Origin of the sequence: Paenibacillus favisporus (assembly GCF_040545415.1) — a bacterium.
Lineage (GTDB): Bacteria > Bacillota > Bacilli > Paenibacillales > Paenibacillaceae > Paenibacillus_AQ > Paenibacillus_AQ favisporus.
This window is the reverse complement of sequence record NZ_JBEPLV010000007.1, coordinates 318,473-338,721: the sequence shown is the minus strand read 5'-3', so window position 1 is coordinate 338,721 and position 20,249 is coordinate 318,473. Positions and strand designations below refer to the sequence as shown.

Here is a 20,249-nt window from a genome sequence, read left to right as displayed (position 1 = left end):
TTGAATGCCTATGCCAAATATTTCGTAAAAAAGTTGTTCTGGTACCTGGTGACGCTCGTCATTGCCGTTTCCCTGAATTTTTTTCTTCCGCGCATGATCGAGGGGAACCCCGTCGCCATGATCGTCTCACAGATGACCAAAGGGATGACGGACAGCGATACGATCAAACGGGTCTATGAGACGTTCATACAGGAGTTTGGTGTTGACAAGCCGCTCTGGCAGCAGTTTCTGATCTATGTCCAAAACCTGTTTACCGGCAATCTTGGCACCTCGTTCGGCCTGTATCCGAAAAAGGTGACGGACATCCTCGCTTCGGCGGTGCCGTGGACGATCGGCCTGCAGCTGCCGGCGATTCTGGTAGGCTGGATTCTGGGCAACGTGCTCGGAGCCGTGGCCGCTTATAAAAAAGGTGTGTTCGACAAGGTGATCTTTCCGGTAGCCCTGTTCGTGAACTCGATCCCCTTTTTTACGCTGGCCATCATCATGCTGTACGTATTCGCCCTGACGCTGGGATGGTTCCCGCTGTCCGGAGGGTATGACTTTCAAATGATTCCGCAGCTCAGCTTCGAGTTTATCGGCTCGGTCATCCGCCACCATACGCTGCCGTTCCTCTCGATCGTGCTTGTCACTATCGGCGGCCAGGCGATCGGAATGCGGGAGATGTCCATTTACGAGCTGAATGCCGACTATATGCTGTACAGCAAGCTGCTCGGGATCCGCGATTCGCGCATCTCCAGATACGTGTTCCGGAATGCCATGCTTCCCCAAATCACCGGACTGGCCTTGTCCATTGGCACGATGGTGGGCGGTTCGCTCATCTGCGAAATTGTGTTCAGCTACCCGGGCATCGGCACCTGGCTGTTTACGGCCATCCGTCAGCTCGATTACCCGCTTATTTCCGGCTGTACGCTGCTGATCGCGCTCTCTGTTCTGCTGGCTAACTTTACGATTGATATTATTTACGGTTTTATCGATCCGCGGATCAAAGCCTCGCAAATGGAGGACCAGTAATATGAAAAACTCCTTCAACATTCTCATCAAGTCCCCCAAATTCATGCTGGGGGCGGGAATATTCATCGTTATGCTGGCGCTGGTGCTCATCTTCCCGATGATCAACAAAAAGGATCCGCTGGAGATGATCGCCCTGGCGTTTCAGCCGCCGAGTTCGCAGCTGTGGCTCGGTTCGGACAATTTCGGACGGGATCTGTTCCTTGAGCTGATGTACGGCATTCAGACCTCGATCCGGGTCGGTCTCATCGCAGGCGTGTTCGCGACGGCCATCGGACTCATTATCGGCCTTGCGTCCGGCTACATCGGCGGTATCGTGGATAACTTGCTGACGTCGATCACGAACATTTTTATCGTCATTCCGTCGTTTATTATCCTGATCCTCATCTCGGTCAGCATCAATTCGCGCAGCTCGCTCGTGACGGCGATCATTATCGGCATCACCAGCTGGCCGTGGACGGCCCGGGCCGTCCGGGCGCAGACCAGCTCGCTCCGCAACCGGGACCATGTCCATATCGCCAAAATTTCCGGACACAGCACGCCCCGGATCATCGTCTTTGAAATTTTGCCCTACATCGCGTCTTATGTCGTCATGGCGTTCGTGCTGCAGACCGCGTCCGGCATCCTGTCGGAGGCCTCCATCTCGATGCTGGGGCTCGGGCCGTACAACACGATCTCCCTCGGCATCATCATGAACTGGGCGCTCGTCTTCGAGGCGCCGGTGGCGGGTGCATGGTGGGCGTTTATCCCCGCGGCGCTGTCCATCGCGCTGATCACGTTCTCGCTGTATATGATGAACACGGGCATGGACGAAATTTTTAATCCGAAAATAAGGAGCTAGGCCGATGACCACAAACATTCTGGAAGTTAGCGGACTGAAAACCTATTATAAAACCCGGCTTAAGGAAAAAGTGTTTGCCGTCGACGGCGTCGATTTCGTGCTGGAAGAAGGGAAGACGCTCGGCATCGCCGGCGAATCCGGCTGCGGCAAGTCAACGCTGGCGCTGAGCCTGATGGGATTTTATTTTCCGCCGCTCCATTACGGCAGCGGTTCGATTCAAATCCACGGCCGCGACATTATGAAGCTGAGCAAGGAGCAGCTGCGCACGCAAATTTCCGGGCGGGAAATCGCGTATATTCCCCAGGCGGCCATGAATGCCCTCAATCCGACGCTGCGGATCATCCGCTTTATTGAGGATATCATGAAGGAGCACCGGCCAGAGCTGACCAAGAAACAGGTGTGGGACATGGCTGTCGAGCGGTTTGAAACGCTGAATCTTTCGCCGAAGGTGCTGCGCTCGTATCCGAATGAGCTCTCCGGGGGCATGAAACAACGGACGGTCATTGCGATTTCCACCATTCTGAATCCGAAGGTGCTGATCGCCGACGAACCGACATCCGCGCTGGACGTGACGTCGCAGAAGGCCGTCATCAAGCTGATGAAGGACCTGCTCGACAAGCAGTTCATCCGCTCGCTGGTATTCATCACGCATGAGCTGCCGCTCTTGTACCACGTCACCGACGACATTATGGTCATGTACGCGGGAGAAATCGTGGAGCGCGGCACGGCCGAGCAGATGATCTTTGATCCGCTTCATCCATATACGAAGAAGCTGATGGGCTCCATCATCGTTCCGGAGGAGGGAATGAAGGGGCACAAGCTGGCGGCCATTCCGGGCACACCGCCGAATTTGAAGCATGTGCCGGCCGGCTGCCGGTTTGCCGAGCGGTGCTCTTACGCCCAGGATATTTGCAGGCAAAACAATGTGGCGGTGCAGGAAGTGGAGGGCCGCCAGTACCGGTGCCATTTTGACACAGGAACGCTGAAGGAGTGGTATGCGAATGAGCAGTCGTGACCTGTTGATCCGCGGCAGAGGCATTACGAAAGTATTCGGGTACGGGGCGGCCAAAACGATCGCGGTCGATACGGTGGACTTCGATTTTCATAAAGGCGAAATCATTTCCATCGTGGGCGAGAGCGGCAGCGGCAAAACCACCCTTGCCAAAATCATCATGGGCCTTTTAAAGGAGTCGGGGGGCAGCATCGATTACAAAGGACAACCGAGAGTGCTGCGCCGCCATGCTGACCGGAAAAAGTACTGGAAAGACATACAGGCGATTTTTCAGGACCCGTTCTCGTCCTTTAATCTGTTCCAGCGGGTGGAGAAGCTGCTGCTCAGCTGCATCCGGCTGCAGGGGCTGAAGCTTACCAAAGATGAGCAGTTCAATAAAATGAAAGAGGCCTGCTCTTTCGTCAACCTGAAGTTCGAGGAGCTGTACAACAAGTATCCGTTTGAGCTGTCCGGCGGGCAGATGCAGCGGCTCATGATCGCCCGGATCTTTATGCTTCACCCAAAGGTGCTGATCGCGGATGAGCCCACCTCGATGGTCGACGCCTGCTCCCGGTCCACCATTCTCGACATGCTGCTGAAGCTGAGGGATGAGAACGAGATGACGATTATTTTCATCACGCACGACGTTGGGCTCGCCTATTACGTGAGCGACACGATCTACATCATGGAGAAGGGCCAAATCGTCGAGAGGGGACCGGCCGAAGACATTATTCTGAACCCGCAGCATGCCTACACGAGGCAGCTCATCAGCGACGTGCCGAAAATCCATACGGCCTGGGACTTGGGCTAGGTTACATCGGCGCCGTGTAGCGGCCGCCTTCCTGCACGACGCGAAATGCGCCGCCGTCCTGCTGCAGCACCGCCAGGTTCGATCCTTCCGCGCCCCACCATTCATAACCAAGCGTATAGCCAGGCCCGGAACGGGTGACAAATAAGACGTGGAACAGCTGCGGCTCCATCTGCCCGCCGTCGTCGACGCGCCAGGTGGAGCCCGGGTCATCCGTTCCTTCAAAATCGCGAAACAGCAGCTTATCCGGGGTGATCAGCACGAGGCTGGCCAGCGGCTTGCCGCCGTCCTTGTCGTACTGGACGATACCCAGCTGCACGTCAGGGGCAATTTGTCCGATAAGCCCCTGGCTGTGGATGTTCCGGCCTTTGGCTTGCTTGATCCGGGCCGCCGCCTCCTTGGGCAGGCTTCCATCCGCATGCTCCACCTGCAGAAATTCATGCCCGGCAAAAGCGTCTTTTTGCGCAAGGACGACGCCTGCGTCCGGATCCGCTGGAACTACCGGGGAAGAGAGGCGGAACAAATCGCCTTCATCATGGTCGAAATTATACCGGCTCTGCCTGCCGCTATCCTGATCCGACCGGGCCTGATGCTTCGTGAAGCGGATGTCGGCCAGCTCGCCCGGCGCGATGATCGCTTGTGTAAACTGCTCCCGCGGTGTTTGCTGCTTGCCTTCCGGGTCGGCTGCAAGAATCCGGCTGCCGGCGGCGTCCAAATAGCCGAACATCAGCTGGGAAGACTGCAGCCGCCCTGGAGTTTCTGTTTCGGCTTCGCCGTCGTGGCTGCTGGAAGGCTGCGGGCTCCCGGCATCAGGGGTGGAAGCAGGGGGATCCGCTGCCGTGGCGGGAGGTTTTTCGTTGATTCCTTCCGTGGAATTCACGGTTCCGGAAGGCATTGGGTCAGCCGGTGGTGTGTTATCCGCCGAAGGCTTGTGGCTTTCGCAGCCCGTGGCGATACAGATGGACAGCAGCAGGATGCCGGCGATTTTTTTCAAATTCAATCACTCCCTTTCCGAAGCTTGGTGTGCTGGATGTTTCATCCACGCGGTTTACAGATCGCACGGATTGTTTTAAAATAAAGACGATTACAAGTTGTATACAAGTATACTTGGAGGCAGAGGCAGGTTAGAGCAAAGCACAATCAAACTGGAAGCGTTTCTTTTTCGAAGACCATAGGTCTTCGTGGTAAAAGACGCATTCCGGTTCTTCGTTGTTGCATGGTTCTTTTGAAAAAAGGAAAAAAGCGGATTGCGGCACACGGCTGCCTGTCAAACGGTTGAGCGTTGAGGTCTGCGGCTGAGGCAGGCTTCCGGAGAGCAGGTCCCTCACCATGGATGCGGCGGTCGGTTGTATGATAAAATCGGTAGCGTACGTCATTGTACATACATTGATTTAGGAGAGTTGTCTCATGCTGCGTTATCCTTCATCCTGGCTGCAGGGTGTTTCCTTGGGAGAGTCGATTGCGTCCGAGCTGAGGCTGCAGATTATCAGCGGCCGGATCAAGCCGGGTGAAATTATTTCAGAGAACCGGGTGGCCGCCGATTTCGGGACAAGCCGTTCCCCCGTCAGAGAAGCCTTGAAATCGCTCTCGAGCGAAGGGCTGATCCGGCTCGAACGGATGGGTGCCGTCGTCGTCGGACTGAGCCTGACCGATATTGTTGAATTGTACGATGTCCGCTTCCTGATCGAGAGCTTCGTTCAGCAGCGGCTGGCCAAGATGGACCGGGATCAGCTGCTGGTTACGCTGCGCCGGATCGTTGACCGGATGGAGCTTGCGGTAAAGCATCAGGACGCCGTCGAATTTTCGTATCAGGACTTGTCCTTTCACGAGGCGATTATTGCGGCAGCGGACCATAAGCGCATTTTGCATTTATGGAACAGCATCCGGCCGATCGTGATGACCGTCATGCTGATTACGACGGAAGAGATTTTTTCCAAAGGGGAAGCGAAGCTCGGGTCCGTGATCGGCAAGCATCAGAAAATTATGGACGGTCTGGCCTCCGGCGACGAGGACGAAATCCAGAAGCTTGTACAGGAGTATTTCGCCGATTCGCGCCAGACGCTGCACCGCAGCCTGACGGATTTTTAACGCGCTTCGTCCGGCCTTTCATTCCGTTGTATGAACCAAAAGGGGCTGCTTGCGGGCAGCTTCCGCCTCATGTTGTCGACAAGTATGCAAGTATTTAAAATCAAAGCTTGGAATAATGGGTATCATATGTGAAAAACATCATGTACGAACAAAAGGAGGACAACCCATGTCCAGTATATTCGGTATGAGCCATAATTGGACGCTCATTGTGTGGACACTGATCGCCATTGCATTTCTTATTGTGTTTATTGCCAAATTCAAGTGGAATCCGTTTGTGACCTTGCTGTTGTCCGCCCTGCTGCTCGGATTCCTGACCGGCATGAAATCGATGGATATTATCGATTCCGTGACCAAGGGGCTTGGCGGCACGCTCGGAACGATCGCGATCGTCATCGGTCTCGGCACGATGCTGGGCAAAATGATGGCCGAATCCGGCGGCGCCGAGCAGATCGCCACAACCCTCGTGAACCGGTTCGGGGAGAAACGCGTTCACTGGGCGATGATGATCGTCGGCTTTATCGTAGGGATTCCGGTATTTTTTGAGGTCGGCGTCATTCTGCTGATCCCGATTATTTTTACTGTCGCCCGTAAAACGAAAATGTCACTGCTGCAAATCGGTATTCCGATTCTGGCCGGTCTGTCCACCGTACACGGACTTGTGCCGCCTCACCCGGCCCCGATGATCGCGATTGATGCCTATCAGGCGAATTTGGGGAAAACGATTTTATACTCCCTGATTGTCGGCATTCCGACAGCGATCGTGGCCGGACCGCTCTTTGGCAAATGGATCGGCAGACGCATCCAGGTCGAGCCGCCTGCTGAGCTTGCGGAGCAGTTTTCCAGCAGCAGCACGCGCAAACTTCCGGGCTTCGGCATTACGCTGCTGACGATTCTGATGCCGGTTATCCTGATGCTGATCGGTTCGATCGCTTCGATCGTTGACCCGGATGCTTCGAGCGGCTTTACGCTGTTCTGCGAATTTATCGGTAACGAAATTATTGCGCTTCTGATTTCGGTCGTGTTTTCTTTCTTCTCCCTTGGCTTCGCCAGAGGATTTACGAAAGAACAAATATCAAAGTTTACGAGCGAATGTCTGGCACCGACAGCCACGATCATTCTGATCATCGGCGGCGGCGGGGCGTTCAAGCAGGTGCTCATTAACAGCGGCGTAGGTGACGCCATTGCCCAAATCGCAACTTCGGCCCACATCAACATTATTTTGTTTGCATGGTTCGTTGCCGCACTCATCCGTGTTGCAACCGGTTCCGCCACCGTGGCCATGACCACGACTGCGGGGATCGTTGCACCGGTGCTTGCCTTGAGCCCGGCAGCCAATGTCGAGCTCGTCGTGCTGGCGACCGGAGCAGGCTCGCTCGTCCTGTCGCATGTTAACGACGCCGGCTTCTGGATGGTCAAGGAATTCTTTAACATGTCCGTCCCGCAGACGCTGAAATCCTGGACCGTCATGGAAACGCTGTTGTCGGTCGTAGCATTGATTATCATCCTGGTGCTCAGTCTGGTAGTATAAGGATATGTCTAGTGAAGAAGAAAGAAGGTTGAAACATGAGCAGTAATATGATGATCGGAATCGATATTGGAACGACGAGCACCAAGGCCGTTCTGTTCGAAGAAAACGGAAAGGTTGTGGCCAAGGGAAGTGAAGGCTATCCGCTGCTGACACCGACATCGTCCATCGCCGAGCAGGATCCGGATCTGATATTTACGGCCGTGATCCATTCGGTCAAGCAGGTGATGGATACAAGCGGAATCCGCCCGGAGCAGGTGATGTTCGTCTCGTTCAGCTCGGCCATGCACAGCGTCATTCCGGTCGGCCAGGACGGGAAGCCGCTGATGAACTGCATTACGTGGGCGGATAACCGAAGCGCGAAATGGTCCGAAGTGTTGAAGAACGACATGAATGGGCATGAAATTTATCTGCGCACAGGTACGCCGATCCATCCGATGTCCCCGCTGACCAAATTGATGTGGCTGCGTCATGACAATCCGGACATTTTCGAAAAGACGTCCAAGTTTATCTCGATTAAGGAGTACGTATTCGCCAAGCTGTTCAACCGGTACGTCGTCGATCATTCGATAGCCTCCTGTACGGGCCTTATGAACCTGAACAAGCTGGATTGGGATGAGGAGGCGCTGCAGGTTGCCGGCATTACGCCAAGCCAGCTGTCCGAGCTTGTTCCGACCACCTACCGTATGGATGGGCTGGATAAGACGTTTGCCGCCGAGATGGGGCTCGATCCTTCCACGCCGTTTATCGTAGGAGCGAGCGACGGCGTGCTGTCCAATCTGGGCGTGAATGCGATCGAGCCTGGTGTCGTTGCCGCCACCATCGGTACCAGCGGAGCGATCCGCACCGTGGTCGATCATCCGGCGACCGATCCGAAGGGCCGCATTTTCTGCTACGCCCTGACGGAGAAGCTGTGGGTGATCGGCGGTCCCGTCAACAATGGCGGCATGCTGTTCCAATGGGTACACGACGAGCTTGCCGCATCCGAGATCGAGACTGCCAAGCGTCTCGGTATCGATTCGTACGACCTGCTGACACGGATTGCGGAACAGGTGAATCCGGGATCCGACGGTCTGCTGTTCCACCCTTATTTGACCGGGGAGCGCGCCCCGCTCTGGAATCCCGACGCCCGCGGATCGTTCTTCGGACTGACGATGCACCACCGGAAGGAGCATATGATCCGCGCCGTCCTTGAAGGCGTCATTTTCAACTTATATACCGTACTGCTGGCGATGGAGGAACGCATCGGGCGTCCGGCCAAAATCCACGCGACCGGCGGATTTTCCCGTTCCCCACTGTGGCGCCAAATGATGGCCGACATCTTCGATCAGGAAGTTGTCGTGCCGGAGAGCTTCGAGAGCTCCTGCCTGGGCGCCGTCGTGCTCGGCCTGTATGCCATGGGCAAAGCCGATTCGCTGAGTGTCGTCTCCGGCATGGTCGGATCAACGCATCAGCATACGCCGGTGAAGGAGAACGCACAAATTTACCATCAGCTGCTGCCGATCTTTATTAAAATTTCACGCAATCTGGAAGAGGAATATAAGGCGATCGCCGATTTTCAGCGCAGCCTGTTCTAATCCAAAAGAATGCCTGTACAGCGTTTGAAACTGCTGTGCAGGCTTTTTTTTCGTTAAAAATGGATTACACTCGAACACCTCATGCATACTGGCGAAGGATCTCCCGCGCCTGCTCACGAATCCCGTCTACAAGCTCGCGCGGCTCAATGACTTTAACGGCAGTACCCAATTGAAAAAAGTAGCCGGTCACGAATTCCAGCTCGCGCTGATCGATGACACTTTCGATGTAACCTTCATCCGGGCTAACCTCCACGATATAAGGCTCCAGCCATGGCTGGCTGCGGCACTGTCTCAGGCCTTCACGGGTCAGCTCTGCATATAAACGGACGGGCGACTCCAGCGTCAGTGCCGTGCTGCGGTTGAGCCAGTCCGACAGTTCCATCTGTGGCACAAACGCTTGCTCCGTTTGCTCCATGGACACGATCCGGTCTGTACGAAACAGCCGGATTTCGCCATGAGCTTGATCGAACGCGGGCATGTACCAGAAGCCCTCGCTGGCGTAAATACCGATCGGAGCCACTTCCCTCACTGTATTTTCCAGCTTCGACACATATTCGATTTTAAGCAGCCGGTGCGCGGCGGCCGCCTCGATGATTTCCTTTAGAAATGGAGATGGGACGGTCCTTTTTTGATTCCAAAAGGTGATAACCGAATCCAAGCCGTCTATTTTTCTTTTCGTATCGTCAGGCAGGCTTGTGTACAGCTTGCGGGAGACGGAATCGATATGAATATCAAAAGGAAGCGATTGATAGTACTTCAATGCCTGAAAAGCAAAAAAGATAGCAAACGCTTCTTCCTCATTAAACATGATCGGCGGCAGTGTCCGGTTGGGGAGTACCCGGTAACCACCGCTTCTTCCTGGTTCCGTATAAAGCGGGACGCCCATATCGGCAATATCCGTAAGATAGCGGTGCGACGTTCGGACAGAAATGCCAAATTCATTCGCGACATCCTGTGCGGTAAAACTGCGTTTGGCATTGACATACAGGATTAAATCAAACAGTAATTTGGCTTTGCTCACAAAAGCTCCTCCTCTTCACTTAACCATGACAGTTTATGGCATGGTTTTAGCATATACTATTTTATACAAATCGCAAGAGGAGGAATCCACATGATCAAAGAAGATGACATTCGCGTCGTCGGCGGAAGAGAAAAAAATCTGAAGGGAGTTCATGTGACGATCCCCAAAAAGCAGATTACGGTATTTGTAGGCGTATCCGGCTCCGGCAAATCGGCGCTTGTTTTTGATACGATCGCAGCGGAGTCGCAGCGGCAATTCAACGAATCGTACTCCAGCTTCATCCGCAACCGGCTCCCTCATTATGGGCAACCGGAGGTGGATGCCATTGAGCATTTGCCGGCGGTGATCGTCATGAATCAAAAAAGGATCGGCGGGAATGCGAGATCTACCGTCGGCACGGTCACGGATATTTATGCGCTGCTGAGGCTGTTGTTTTCCCGGATCGGTACTCCTTTTGTTGGATATTCCGACGTGTTTTCCTTTAACAACCCTCAGGGCATGTGCCCGGACTGCGAAGGCTTGGGGAAAGTGAAAGACATCAACGTCGACCGGTTGATCGATAGGGAAAAATCGCTTAACGAGGGGGCTATTCTTTTCCCGACCTTCATGCCCGGCGACGTCAGGTGGAAAAGGTACGTGTGCACCGGCCTGTTCGATAACGACAAAAAGCTGAAGGATTATACGGATGAGGAGATGGATACGCTGCTCCATAAAAGCGGGTTCAAGCCGCCAAATCCAACGGAGGGGTGGCCGCCGACGTCTCTCTATGAAGGGGTCATCCCGCGCATTAAACGTACTTATCTATATAAGGATTCGAGAGATGCTAAAAGATATCAGGAGGCGATTGACCGCATCGTGAGCGAGAAGCTGTGCGCTACATGCCGCGGCGGCCGCCTGAACCCACGCGTGTTGTCCTGTAAAATTAACGGAAAAAGCATTGCCGATTGTGCGGGTATGCAGGTTAGCGAGCTTATCAGGTTTATACGTTCCATCCGCGAGCCTGACGTACAGACGGTGACGGACGAAATCGTCAAGCGCCTTGGCAATTTACTGGCGGTAGGCCTTGGCTATTTAAGCATGAATCGCGAAACGCCCAGCCTGTCGGGCGGTGAATCGCAGCGGATCAAGATGGTGCGTCAGCTCGGCAGCAGCTTATCCGATTTGCTGTATATTTTTGACGAGCCCAGCATTGGACTCCATCCGCATGATGTCAACACCATCAACCGATTGCTTAAGCAGCTGCGGGATAAAGGCAACACCGTTCTGATTGTCGAGCATGATCCGGATGTGATCCAGATTGCCGATTATATTGTTGAAATGGGGCCGCGCGCCGGAACCTACGGTGGAGAGGTCGTATTTCAGGGGAGCTTTCATGAGCTGTTGTCATCCCCGACATTAACTGCCGGGTACTTAAACCGTAACCTCGACTTCAAAAGGGAGGTCAGAAAGCCTGGCGGTTGGCTCGCCATTGAGCATGCGACTATGAATAATCTCAAAGATATTAGCGTTCGAATTCCGACCGGCGTGATGACCGCTGTTACCGGAGTAGCGGGATCCGGAAAAAGCACGCTGATCCGTCAGGTTCTTCCGAGGTACTACCCCGAGGCGATTTTCATTGACCAAGGCGCGATCCACGCCTCCAACCGGTCCAATCTGGCTACCTATACGGACATCTTCGACACGATCAGAACTTTGTTCGCCAAGGAAAACCACGTCAGCGCTTCGCTGTTCAGCTTCAACTCCGAAGGGGCTTGCCCCCACTGTAAGGGCTTGGGGATCATATCTACCGATCTCGCCTTTATGGATACGGTCTCCAGCATCTGCGAAGCATGCGAAGGAAAGCGTTATACAGAACAGGTCCTGTCCTATCGGTTCCGCGGGAAAAGCATCAGCGACGTTCTGGCCATGACCGTGGAGGATGCGCTCAACGTGTTTCATGAAAAAGAAATTGAGACGCCGCTCAGACGACTAAAGGAAGTAGGCCTCGGTTATTTGACGTTAGGACAACCTCTGAGTACGTTATCAGGGGGCGAACTGCAGCGGGCCAAGCTGGCCGCGGAGCTGGAGGGAGAAGGGATCCTGTATGTCCTGGACGAGCCGACCACCGGACTGCATATGTCTGATGTCGAGCTCCTGATTGGTCTCATGAACCGCCTCGTGGAGCGGGGAAGCACCTTAATCGTGATCGAGCACAATTTGCAGGTGATCCGTCAGGCTGACTGGATGATCGATCTGGGCCCTGGGGCCGGAGAAGAAGGCGGCCAGGTGATGTTTGAAGGCATACCGAAAGATAGTATCGATTGCAGCGCCTCGATTACTGGAAGGTATTTAGGGCTTTAGCGAGGATGCTTGGTTCAAAGGACGTTTGTTTCAAATGTACCGGAGAAAATTTACGGTGTAAGGGGATCCCGACGATTCTACGAATTGTCGGGATTTTTTTGGTTTAAGAAAGTGTCAGCTTCAGAAGATACGGGCTTCCTCCTGACGTAAAAGAATTTTCGATAAAACGGTATCGGGCTTCTTCTCTAAGTACGTCGGTGGTCTTTTTTTCTCTGGGTCTGTTTCTCCTGCAACAGCTGCACCCGGAGGAAAAGGGGATTGAGGCGTAAAGTTTACGTGCCGCCTTTGAATTCGTGTTGTGACCACCCAATAAAATCCCAAACAACACGAATTCAACAGCGGCTGAAGCCCAATGCCCGTTCCTCCCACGCGCTAAAAGTTGAAGTCACGGCCTGTTCCACGCGCCAAAAGTCGAAGTCCAGGCATCTCCACATCTCAGGTCAACCCGAACCGAATTCAACAGCGGCTGAAGCCCAATGCCCGTTCCTCCCAAGCGCTAAAAGTTGAAGTCACATCCTGTTCCACGCGCCAAAAGTCGAAGTCATGGCCCGTTCCCACGCATCAAGAGTCGAAGTCCGGGTATATTCATCCCCGCATCGTCCATCCTAAGCCCATGCGTTCCCCCTCAAAATTGGGTATATACATTCCAAGAGATTATTCATCCGTTGAACATAAAGGAGGTGCTCCTTATCCTGGCCGCTCACCGCCGCCCAAGGCGCAGGGTAAGGAAATGCTGTGGAAATTGTGAAAATCATATTCGTTGTTCTGCTCATCGCGCTAACCGCGTTCTTCGTCGCCTCCGAATATTCGGTGATCCGGGTCAGAGTGTCCCGCATTAACCAATTGGTGACCGAAGGCAATAAAAATGCCCGCGCGGTCAAACATATCATTTCCCGCCTGGACGAGTTTCTGTCCGCCTGCCAGCTCGGAACGACGCTGACCTCGATGGCTCTCGGCTGGCTGGGGGAATCCACCGTGGAGCGAATGATCCATCCGCTGTTTGAGCTCATGCATACACCCGAGTCGGTGGAGAGCATCGTGTCGTTCATTATCGCCTTTTTGATCCTGACCTACTTTGAAGTCGTGATCGGGGAACTCGTGCCGAAAAGCTTTGCGATCCAGATCGCTGAACCGATGGCATTGTTTTTCGCCCGTCCGCTGATTATTTTTTACAAAATCACGTATCCCTTCAACTGGATTCTGAGCCGGTCATCGCGGGTCATTACCGGGATCTTCGGGGTTAAGCCCATATCGGAGGAAGACGCTGCGTTAAGCGAAGCAGAGCTACGTTTTGCGCTCACTGAAGGGTACCGCAGCGGCGAAATTACGCCGACCGAGTACCGCTACCTCAACAACGTCTTTGATTTCGACGAACGGGACGCGCGGGAAATCATGGTGCCGCGGACTTCCATCCGTTACGTCTCCCACGATGCGACGGTCCGGGATGTCTTGGATGTCATCGAGAGCAAAACGTTCAATTACCTGCCGGTTGCGGTAGATGGCGATAAGGACCGCGTAACCGGGATTATCCACGTCAAGGAAATGCTGCATCAAGTCGTCCGGCGCGTTACCGGCGAAGACGAGAAGATCACGCCTTTTATCCGTCCGGTTCTGCAGGTGATAGAAACCGTTCAGGCGAGAGATTTGCTGGCTCAGATGCAGAAGGCGGGCATCAATATGGCGGTGCTGATGGACGAGTACGGGGGAACGTCGGGTCTGGTCACGATGGAGGATATTCTGGAGGAGATTGTGGGAGATATTCCTTCGGGTTCCGGCGGCCCGCAGCCAGCGGGATCTCTGCTGATCACGAAGCTGGAGGACAACCGCTACCGCTTTCAGCCGCAAGCGCTCATCCATGATGTGAACAAAAAGCTGGGAACCAATATCCCGGCGGGGGATGAAGTGTACACGATCGGCGGCTGGCTGCTGTCGCAAAAGTTCGATCTTGCCGAAGGGGACGTCATCCGGCAGGACGACTGCGAATTTGCCATTCGGCGGATGGAAGGACCGATGATCCGGGAGATCGAGGTCGTTAAGCACGAACCGGAGCCAGAGCTGCCGGAAGCAGGGGAGGACTAACTTTTCCTTTTACTGCATGGTAAACTGTCCCGCACCTCAATCTGGGTGTTGGGACAGTTTACTATGCCCCCCTTCCGCCATCCCCTCGGCTTGCAATCCTCTTTTTTTGCCTATACAATAAAATTGTATTGTTGTTGGAGAAATTAACCTCCATTATTTATGATTTGGGAATTTATCTCCTAAAATGAATGCAGGTTAATAACCGCGAACCGGCTTAAAAGAGGAAGGGGAAGATACAAGTGTCCATGGTGCAGGAAATGGGAAAGACCCTGCTGAGCATCCGCAGCCATCTGAACGGACTGACGAAAACCGAGCAGAAGGTGGCCCAGTACATTTTGGAGCATGCCCAGGATATTATCTACGAATCGGTGACAGAGCTCGCCGAGAAGGCGGATGTCGGGGAAACGACGGTGCTCCGCTTCTGCCGCAAGCTGAAGTTTCAAGGCTTTCAGGACTTCAAGCTGTCTTTGGCGCAGGATCTAGTGAAGCCGACGGACCATATTCATAAAGAGATTTCCGAGGATGACGACGCGGTCACGCTCAGCCAGAAAATTATCGGTACGCACATCCAGACCCTCGACCAGACGCGCGAGCTGATCAATGGAGAGCAGCTGAGCAAGGCGATTGAGTGCCTGCTAAGCGCATCGTCCATCCACTTTTTTGGAGTGGGGTCTTCGGGGCTGACGGCGATGCAGGGGGCTCACAGCTTTGCCCGGATCGGCAAGCGGAGTACGGCGGTCGCGGATACCCATTTTCAGGCGATGGGCGCTTCGCTTATGACGAGCAGCGACGTAGCCGTAGGCTTGTCCATCTCGGGCAGCACCAAGGATACGATCGACAATCTGAATTTGGCGAAAAAGGCGGGTGCCCGCATTATTGCGATTACGAGCAACGCCCGTTCCCCGATTACGAAGGTGGCGGACATCGTGCTGATTATGGTAGGCCGGGAGAATCCGCTTCAGGGAAGCTCTTTGTCGGCGAAAATGTCCCAGCTGGCCGTCATCGACATGCTGAATGTCGCCGTATCTTTGCGGATGAAGGATGAAGCGCTGAAGTACCGGGAGATCACGGCCAAAGCGACATCGGATAAATTGTACTAACCGGAAATAAAGGAGGGGATGAGGATGCCCGAGGTACCAGATCATCTCGATGATGGCTTGTCCATCCTGTTTATCGGCTTTAATCCCAGCCTGCAGTCCGGAGAAACCGGGCACCATTATGCTAACCCGCGGAACAATTTTTACCGTATTTTGCACCGCTCGGGGCTGACGCCGAGACTGTACGATGCTTCGGAGGACCAGGACCTTCTGAAGCTCGGCTACGGGTTCACGAATATTGTGGCAAGACCGACCCGGGGCGTAGACGATATCGAACGGCAGGAGTACGCGGAGGGAAGGGAGATTCTCCGGAGAAAACTGCGGCAGTACCTGCCGCGGATCGCCTGTTTTGTCGGCAAAGGCGTATACACGGAATACAGCCGGCGCTCCAAAGTGGATTGGGGATTTCAGCCGGACCCCGTCATCCCGGAAATCCATGAGTTCGTGGCCCCCAGCTCAAGCGGGCTCGTGCGGATGCCGATGGAGGAGATCGTCGGAATCTACCGCCGGCTGGCGGAGTTTATAGAGAAGCAGGGATCCTGACTTGCACCGGCCCATCGAAGCAGGCGAAGCTCATTGGAAGCCCTGCTTTTTTGCGTTCAAAACCTGCGGGTAACGAGAAAAATGATCATGAGAGGACACGGATAGTTCCCATTGTCCTTTCATCTACATATAAGTAGAATAAGGTGCTGAGCGTGAAGACCGCCGGCACAGCCTTTACAGCGTGACACCTCAGATAATGGAGGATTTCCAATATGTCCAAAAGGAACCTCACCACAAGGAGACACACCAAAAGAAATGACGCCAAAAGAAATGACGCCAAAAGAAAGCTTCGTCCGAAAAAGAGGCGCCGGCAGTCCGCAGAAGATCAAAAACTGAACCAACTCGCGTATACCTCGTCATTTCTTGTCGTCATTGCTTTAATTATAAAATTGATCAATATCGCGTTCTACAGTTAAAGGTCGTTTGTCCTCCGTACTTAAATTCACTAATTTACTAAACGAATTGAATCGATGCCGAATTAATGATACTCTCGAAATGGGTAATTGTGGAGCAGCTCTGTGATGAAGCTTTTTTGCGGGGCTGCTTGCGGTATTGTCGTACATGATCTGACTCCAGCACATAATCGCATCATTAGAAGACGGCATGTTCGAAATGGCCTGAAAGGAGAACGCATAGACCTTGAAGATTATTCTTGTTGATGACGAATATCTCGCTCTGAAGAAAATGGAACGGCTCCTGCAGTCGCTGGAAGGCGTAAATCTGGAGCCGCTGACTGTCCGAGCCTTCCAAAGCCCTCTTCAAGCGCTGGATGCAGCGGCGGAGGACGCCCCGGACCTTGCCTTCCTGGATATCGACATGCCGGAAATGACGGGTTTTGAGCTGGCTGACCGCTTGCTCGCCATGTATCCGGGTCTGGAGGTTGTGTTTGTAACGGCCTATCAGGAGTTTGCTATAAAAGCTTTTGAGATTAACGCACTGGACTATTTACTCAAACCGATTCATCCCGATAGACTGGCTGTCACGATGAAACGGGTGGCTTCCTCACCGCCGGCGGGTGCCCCTACGGAAGAGGGCCGATCCGCAAACCATATGATGCTTTGCTGCCTGAAAAACCTGCACTTTCGATCCGCGGACGGCAAGCCCCATTCTTTTTCCTGGAGAACCCTGAAAGCACCGGAGCTGTTTGCGTACCTGATCTATTACCGGAATAAAACCGTAAGCAAGCAAACCCTGATCGACCTGTTATGGCCGGATTTCAACCTGAAGAGAGCGACAACCCAGCTTCACACGGCCATCTATCAAATTAGGAAAACGATTAAGACGAGCGGCATGGATCTACATATCAAGTTTCAGGATGAAGGGTACCGGCTTGAATTCGGAAATGTGACACTGGATATCGAGGAATGGGAAAAAGATCTGCGCAGCGCCCCGCCAGTGGCGCCTGAAAGCCTTCCGGAGCATATCGCCATCATGGATAAGTACCCTGGGGATTTTTTGGATGAACACGGGTACGGGTGGGCAGAGCCCGAACAGGAGCGGACCCGGCTGCTTTGGTTTGACCATGCGAAGAGAATCGCCGAATGCTGTGCTGGTCTCGAACAGCATGCGGAAGCTATCGGATTGTATCAGGAAATGATCCGAAAAATGCCTTACAGGGAAGAGGGATATGAAGGATTAATGAAGCTGTATGCCTCCCTCAATCAACGGGTCGGAGTCCGCCGGCTGTACCAGCAGATGACATCGGTTTTCTTGGAAGACTACGATATGGCTCCCAGTAAAGAGATCTCGGCCTGGTTCGAGGCGTGGGAGAAGGAACGCGTGCATGAGAAGGAAGAAGCAGACGTCCAATAAAGAGCGTTTAAGCGTGAACTTCCGCTGTTAAGGGAAATGCTTTGCAGGCTCTTGTTTTTTGGAAGCTATGTCTACGGTCTTGTATAATACTTGTTCTTTTATGAGAATCTCCTTGATTTCTGCGTCGGACATTGTACTATATTTGAGCAACGTTTCCTTGAGAATGCGCGTAACTTCCATGGATCCTCCTCAAAGATCTTTATCTCTGACATATCGGTCCCAAATCTCGGGTTCCACGATATGAAGTATATGTTTGTATTATACAAAGTAGAAATGAACTTTATCTGAATATAGCATGGGAATGAAGAAGAAAACGGGTGCTGGAATAAGCATCCGTTTGTTTTTTTAGAAAAGCCTAAGTGTGTTAAAGGTCAGTTTTTTGTCCATATTCAGAATTTATCCAGTCCGTTATGGTTTAATCGGGGTATGTTGGGTATCAGTATATTAATGCCTGATCCGCCGTCTCTGCGGCGAGAAGACAAATAAAAGGTTATGTGGTGATCATATGAAACTATCCGACAAACAAATGGAAGCCCTAAGCATGGCGCAACAACATGGCGGGCGGCTGCAACGCTGGAAGCATGGCGGGTATTGGACTTATGAGAGGGAGCCGGATGACTCCCGGAACCTATCGAAGCCGGGTTGGTATTGTACGACCAATACCGTTTTTGCGCTCGTTCGGCGGGGGCTTGTGAAGATGGACCACTGGGAGAGCTGCACGCTTACACCGGAACCGAAACGCGTCTTATTTGCAGGGATGGTCTGGGAAGAGAAATCCGGGAAGAAAAGCGGGTGATCACCGATTAAGATCAAACTATGGGCAGGCATCATGATTGCACGGGGCGAAGCCCTGTTCGGGTTCAAGAAGAAACAAGCAGCCCCAAAGCAGTTGTAGAATGAGTGAGTAGGGCAAAGCAAGTAAGATAAAAGCTGGGTAAATCAAGTAGTATAAAGCAAGCAGCCTGCCGCATAAACGGCAGGCTGCTTTTTTCATCCTAGACTCCAGCGGAGCGGACGGATCGATTCCGGAGAAACGGAGTGGTCGCCTTTGTCAGCCCATGTTAACCTCAGAGTGGTCTATATCATCCAAAACATGGGCTGGCAACAGCGATCGGAGGAATGAGCCGTTTGCGCAGCGGGCTTACCGAGGTTGCAGTTCTTTAGTGAACTTGAGTTCGACATTGGACTTGATCTTATCGATACTGATCTTCACGACCTTCCTGCTCTTTCTGGGCCAACAGGCTGCGCAGCTTCATTCCCAAGCTCACATCGTTCCGCTCTGAGACGCGCCGCGTTTGTTCCGGGCCTTCCATTTGGATTCCCCGACAAGATAGACGCCGAGCGGCGTATGCATGAGGAGCCAAGTGATCAGCCAGGAAGCGGCCAGCGCAGCAGCCCCGCCTGCCCAGGTGAGCAGGTGATAGGCGATCGGGCCGCTCGTCATGACAAAATGCCGCCACAAGATCAAAAAGTAGGGATGAATAAAGTAAATGCCGAAGGCGCAGGATCCGAGGGAAAACAGTACTTTTTGAAGTCGTGGTTTCCCTTCGAGAATTCGAACGAACAGCACCAAAAATACACACGCAATGCTGCAGTAGGCGTAATCCGTTATAAAGTTGATGTTGGATAGAAAAGGCTGGCGAATCCAATGGGGGTTAGCCAGCTGCAGCCATTTTTGCACGATAAAGAGGATTGCGGATCCCAGAAACAGAGCCGTCCACCGGTAGTTCCATTTCGGGGTTTCATCAGAAGACACCCCCTTTAACCGTTCGGCCATATAAGCACCCAAAAAGAAATAAACGACGTAGGTCATCACGAAGGTCCCGGTTTTATGCATATGAAGCACGTAATAATTCAGCAGATAGAAGGCGATTTGCAGCAGGGCCCCCACGAGTATGGGATGCCGCCGGACCTTCCCTATCTTCTGAAACAACAGCGATAGGAGAGGAAACAGCACATAAAACTGGGCGATGATGATCATGAAATACAAATGGTCATAGCTGCCGCCAAGCGGCAAGCCTTTAAGAAACTTGCGGAGACCGTCTGAGAATGAAATATGCTGGATATACGACAGATAAGTGGAGTAATACACGGACCAGAACAAGTAAGGCAGCAGAATCCGCTTTAAGCGTTTCCAATAAAAAAGAAGCCAGTTGCCCTGAACGCCGCCGTCATAACGGTAGAACAGGACGAGCGAGCTCAAAAACAGAAACGCCGGTACGGCAAATTGTGAAGCCGCATTCAGGATAAAATAGAGCGGATACACGGTGGAATCCATGGACAGAAAGGCTACCGGATAGGATGTCACATGGATGGTGACTACAGCCAAAATAGCAATGCCGCGCAAGAGATCCAAATAGGTGATCCTCTGTTTTTGGGCCAATACTTTGTTCGCCTCCATTGGAACGTTATCGTATGGCAACATTGACGAGCCAATGGTTAGATTCGATTTTGCATAAAAACATTCCTTTTTTACCAGAAAAATAATCCAACAAAAAAAGGCTTTCCTGACCCTTAGG

Annotated in this window: 16 protein-coding genes; 13 read left to right on the top strand and 3 right to left on the bottom strand. The window is 53.0% G+C overall.

Translation table 11 applies throughout. The features are described 5' to 3' along the window. The 4 genes from ABID47_RS27870 to ABID47_RS27855 are packed head-to-tail and all read left to right on the top strand — an operon-like array spanning nt 1 to nt 3,651. Nucleotides 1–1,011, top strand: a complete 1,011-nt coding sequence (locus tag ABID47_RS27870; RefSeq protein WP_354501684.1) for an ABC transporter permease — start codon at nt 1–3, stop codon at nt 1,009–1,011. A gap of 1 nt (nt 1,012) precedes the next feature. Then, nucleotides 1,013–1,849 (top strand): ABC transporter permease, encoded by an 837-nt coding sequence (locus ABID47_RS27865; RefSeq protein WP_089548533.1) that lies wholly within the window; start codon nt 1,013–1,015, stop codon nt 1,847–1,849. Nucleotides 1,850–1,853: 4 nt separating this feature from the next. After that, nucleotides 1,854–2,864: an ABC transporter ATP-binding protein gene (locus tag ABID47_RS27860; protein ID WP_354501681.1), complete on the top strand. Its 1,011-nt coding sequence runs from the start codon at nt 1,854–1,856 to the stop codon at nt 2,862–2,864. Continuing rightward, nucleotides 2,851–3,651, top strand: coding sequence for an ABC transporter ATP-binding protein (locus tag ABID47_RS27855; RefSeq protein ID WP_354501678.1), 801 nt, complete (start codon nt 2,851–2,853; stop codon nt 3,649–3,651). Before ABID47_RS27860 ends, ABID47_RS27855 begins: the two co-directional genes overlap by 14 nt. A gap of 1 nt (nt 3,652) precedes the next feature. On the opposite strand, the gene ABID47_RS27850 is transcribed toward ABID47_RS27855, so the two are convergent. After that, on the bottom strand, nt 3,653–4,642 hold the full coding sequence (locus tag ABID47_RS27850) for a hypothetical protein (protein WP_354501675.1): 990 nt from the start codon (nt 4,640–4,642) through the stop codon (nt 3,653–3,655). Between the two features lie 416 nt (nt 4,643–5,058). Here ABID47_RS27850 and ABID47_RS27845 point away from each other — a divergent pair, with 416 nt between their 5' ends. The 3 genes from ABID47_RS27845 (at nt 5,059) to gntK (ending at nt 8,838) form a co-directional block, all read left to right on the top strand. Further along, complete coding sequence (locus ABID47_RS27845; protein ID WP_076173742.1) at nt 5,059–5,736, top strand: GntR family transcriptional regulator; 678 nt, start codon at nt 5,059–5,061, stop codon at nt 5,734–5,736. Between the two features lie 166 nt (nt 5,737–5,902). Further along, complete coding sequence (locus tag ABID47_RS27840) at nt 5,903–7,264, top strand: GntP family permease (RefSeq protein ID WP_145141668.1); 1,362 nt, start codon at nt 5,903–5,905, stop codon at nt 7,262–7,264. Nucleotides 7,265–7,299: 35 nt separating this feature from the next. Then, on the top strand, nt 7,300–8,838 hold the full coding sequence (gntK, locus tag ABID47_RS27835) for a gluconokinase (RefSeq protein WP_105445012.1): 1,539 nt from the start codon (nt 7,300–7,302) through the stop codon (nt 8,836–8,838). Nucleotides 8,839–8,917: 79 nt separating this feature from the next. On the opposite strand, the gene ABID47_RS27830 is transcribed toward gntK, so the two are convergent. Then, the gene (locus ABID47_RS27830; protein ID WP_354501671.1) at nt 8,918–9,859 is read right to left on the bottom strand and encodes a helix-turn-helix transcriptional regulator; all 942 of its coding nucleotides are present in this window, start codon (nt 9,857–9,859) and stop codon (nt 8,918–8,920) included. A gap of 93 nt (nt 9,860–9,952) precedes the next feature. On the opposite strand from ABID47_RS27830, the gene ABID47_RS27825 reads away from it, so the two are divergent. The 6 genes from ABID47_RS27825 to ABID47_RS27800 all read left to right on the top strand — a co-directional run bounded on the left by ABID47_RS27825 (nt 9,953) and on the right by ABID47_RS27800 (nt 18,526). After that, nucleotides 9,953–12,199, top strand: a complete 2,247-nt coding sequence (locus ABID47_RS27825) for an excinuclease ABC subunit UvrA (protein ID WP_354501973.1) — start codon at nt 9,953–9,955, stop codon at nt 12,197–12,199. A 735-nt stretch (nt 12,200–12,934) separates the two neighbouring features. Further along, the gene (locus ABID47_RS27820; protein ID WP_354501668.1) at nt 12,935–14,278 is read left to right on the top strand and encodes a hemolysin family protein; all 1,344 of its coding nucleotides are present in this window, start codon (nt 12,935–12,937) and stop codon (nt 14,276–14,278) included. 245 nt (nt 14,279–14,523) lie between these two features. After that, entirely contained in the window at nt 14,524–15,378 is an 855-nt protein-coding gene (locus tag ABID47_RS27815) for a MurR/RpiR family transcriptional regulator (RefSeq protein ID WP_089550357.1), read from the top strand. Between the two features lie 24 nt (nt 15,379–15,402). Beyond that, complete coding sequence (locus tag ABID47_RS27810) at nt 15,403–15,918, top strand: mismatch-specific DNA-glycosylase (RefSeq protein WP_116234043.1); 516 nt, start codon at nt 15,403–15,405, stop codon at nt 15,916–15,918. A 639-nt stretch (nt 15,919–16,557) separates the two neighbouring features. Then, the gene (locus ABID47_RS27805) at nt 16,558–17,730 is read left to right on the top strand and encodes a response regulator (protein ID WP_354501664.1); all 1,173 of its coding nucleotides are present in this window, start codon (nt 16,558–16,560) and stop codon (nt 17,728–17,730) included. A 541-nt stretch (nt 17,731–18,271) separates the two neighbouring features. Beyond that, a complete protein-coding gene (locus tag ABID47_RS27800; RefSeq protein ID WP_076173614.1) occupies nt 18,272–18,526 on the top strand; it encodes a hypothetical protein in 255 nt (84 codons plus the stop codon). Nucleotides 18,527–18,994: 468 nt separating this feature from the next. On the opposite strand, the gene ABID47_RS27795 is transcribed toward ABID47_RS27800, so the two are convergent. Beyond that, nucleotides 18,995–20,113 carry an acyltransferase gene (locus ABID47_RS27795; protein WP_354501661.1) on the bottom strand — a complete coding sequence of 373 codons (1,119 nt, stop codon included), beginning with the start codon at nt 20,111–20,113 and terminating at the stop codon, nt 18,995–18,997. Nucleotides 20,114–20,249: the final 136 nt, after the last annotated feature.

Coding starts and splice junctions, on each gene's coding strand:
- ABID47_RS27865 (WP_089548533.1), top strand. CDS start 1,013: ATGAAAAACTCCTTCAACATTCTCATCAAGTCCCCCAAATTCATGCTG.
- ABID47_RS27860 (WP_354501681.1), top strand. CDS start 1,854: ATGACCACAAACATTCTGGAAGTTAGCGGACTGAAAACCTATTATAAA.
- ABID47_RS27855 (WP_354501678.1), top strand. CDS start 2,851: ATGAGCAGTCGTGACCTGTTGATCCGCGGCAGAGGCATTACGAAAGTA.
- ABID47_RS27840 (WP_145141668.1), top strand. CDS start 5,903: ATGTCCAGTATATTCGGTATGAGCCATAATTGGACGCTCATTGTGTGG.
- gntK (WP_105445012.1), top strand. CDS start 7,300: ATGAGCAGTAATATGATGATCGGAATCGATATTGGAACGACGAGCACC.
- ABID47_RS27815 (WP_089550357.1), top strand. CDS start 14,524: ATGGTGCAGGAAATGGGAAAGACCCTGCTGAGCATCCGCAGCCATCTG.
- ABID47_RS27810 (WP_116234043.1), top strand. CDS start 15,403: ATGCCCGAGGTACCAGATCATCTCGATGATGGCTTGTCCATCCTGTTT.
- ABID47_RS27800 (WP_076173614.1), top strand. CDS start 18,272: ATGGCGCAACAACATGGCGGGCGGCTGCAACGCTGGAAGCATGGCGGG.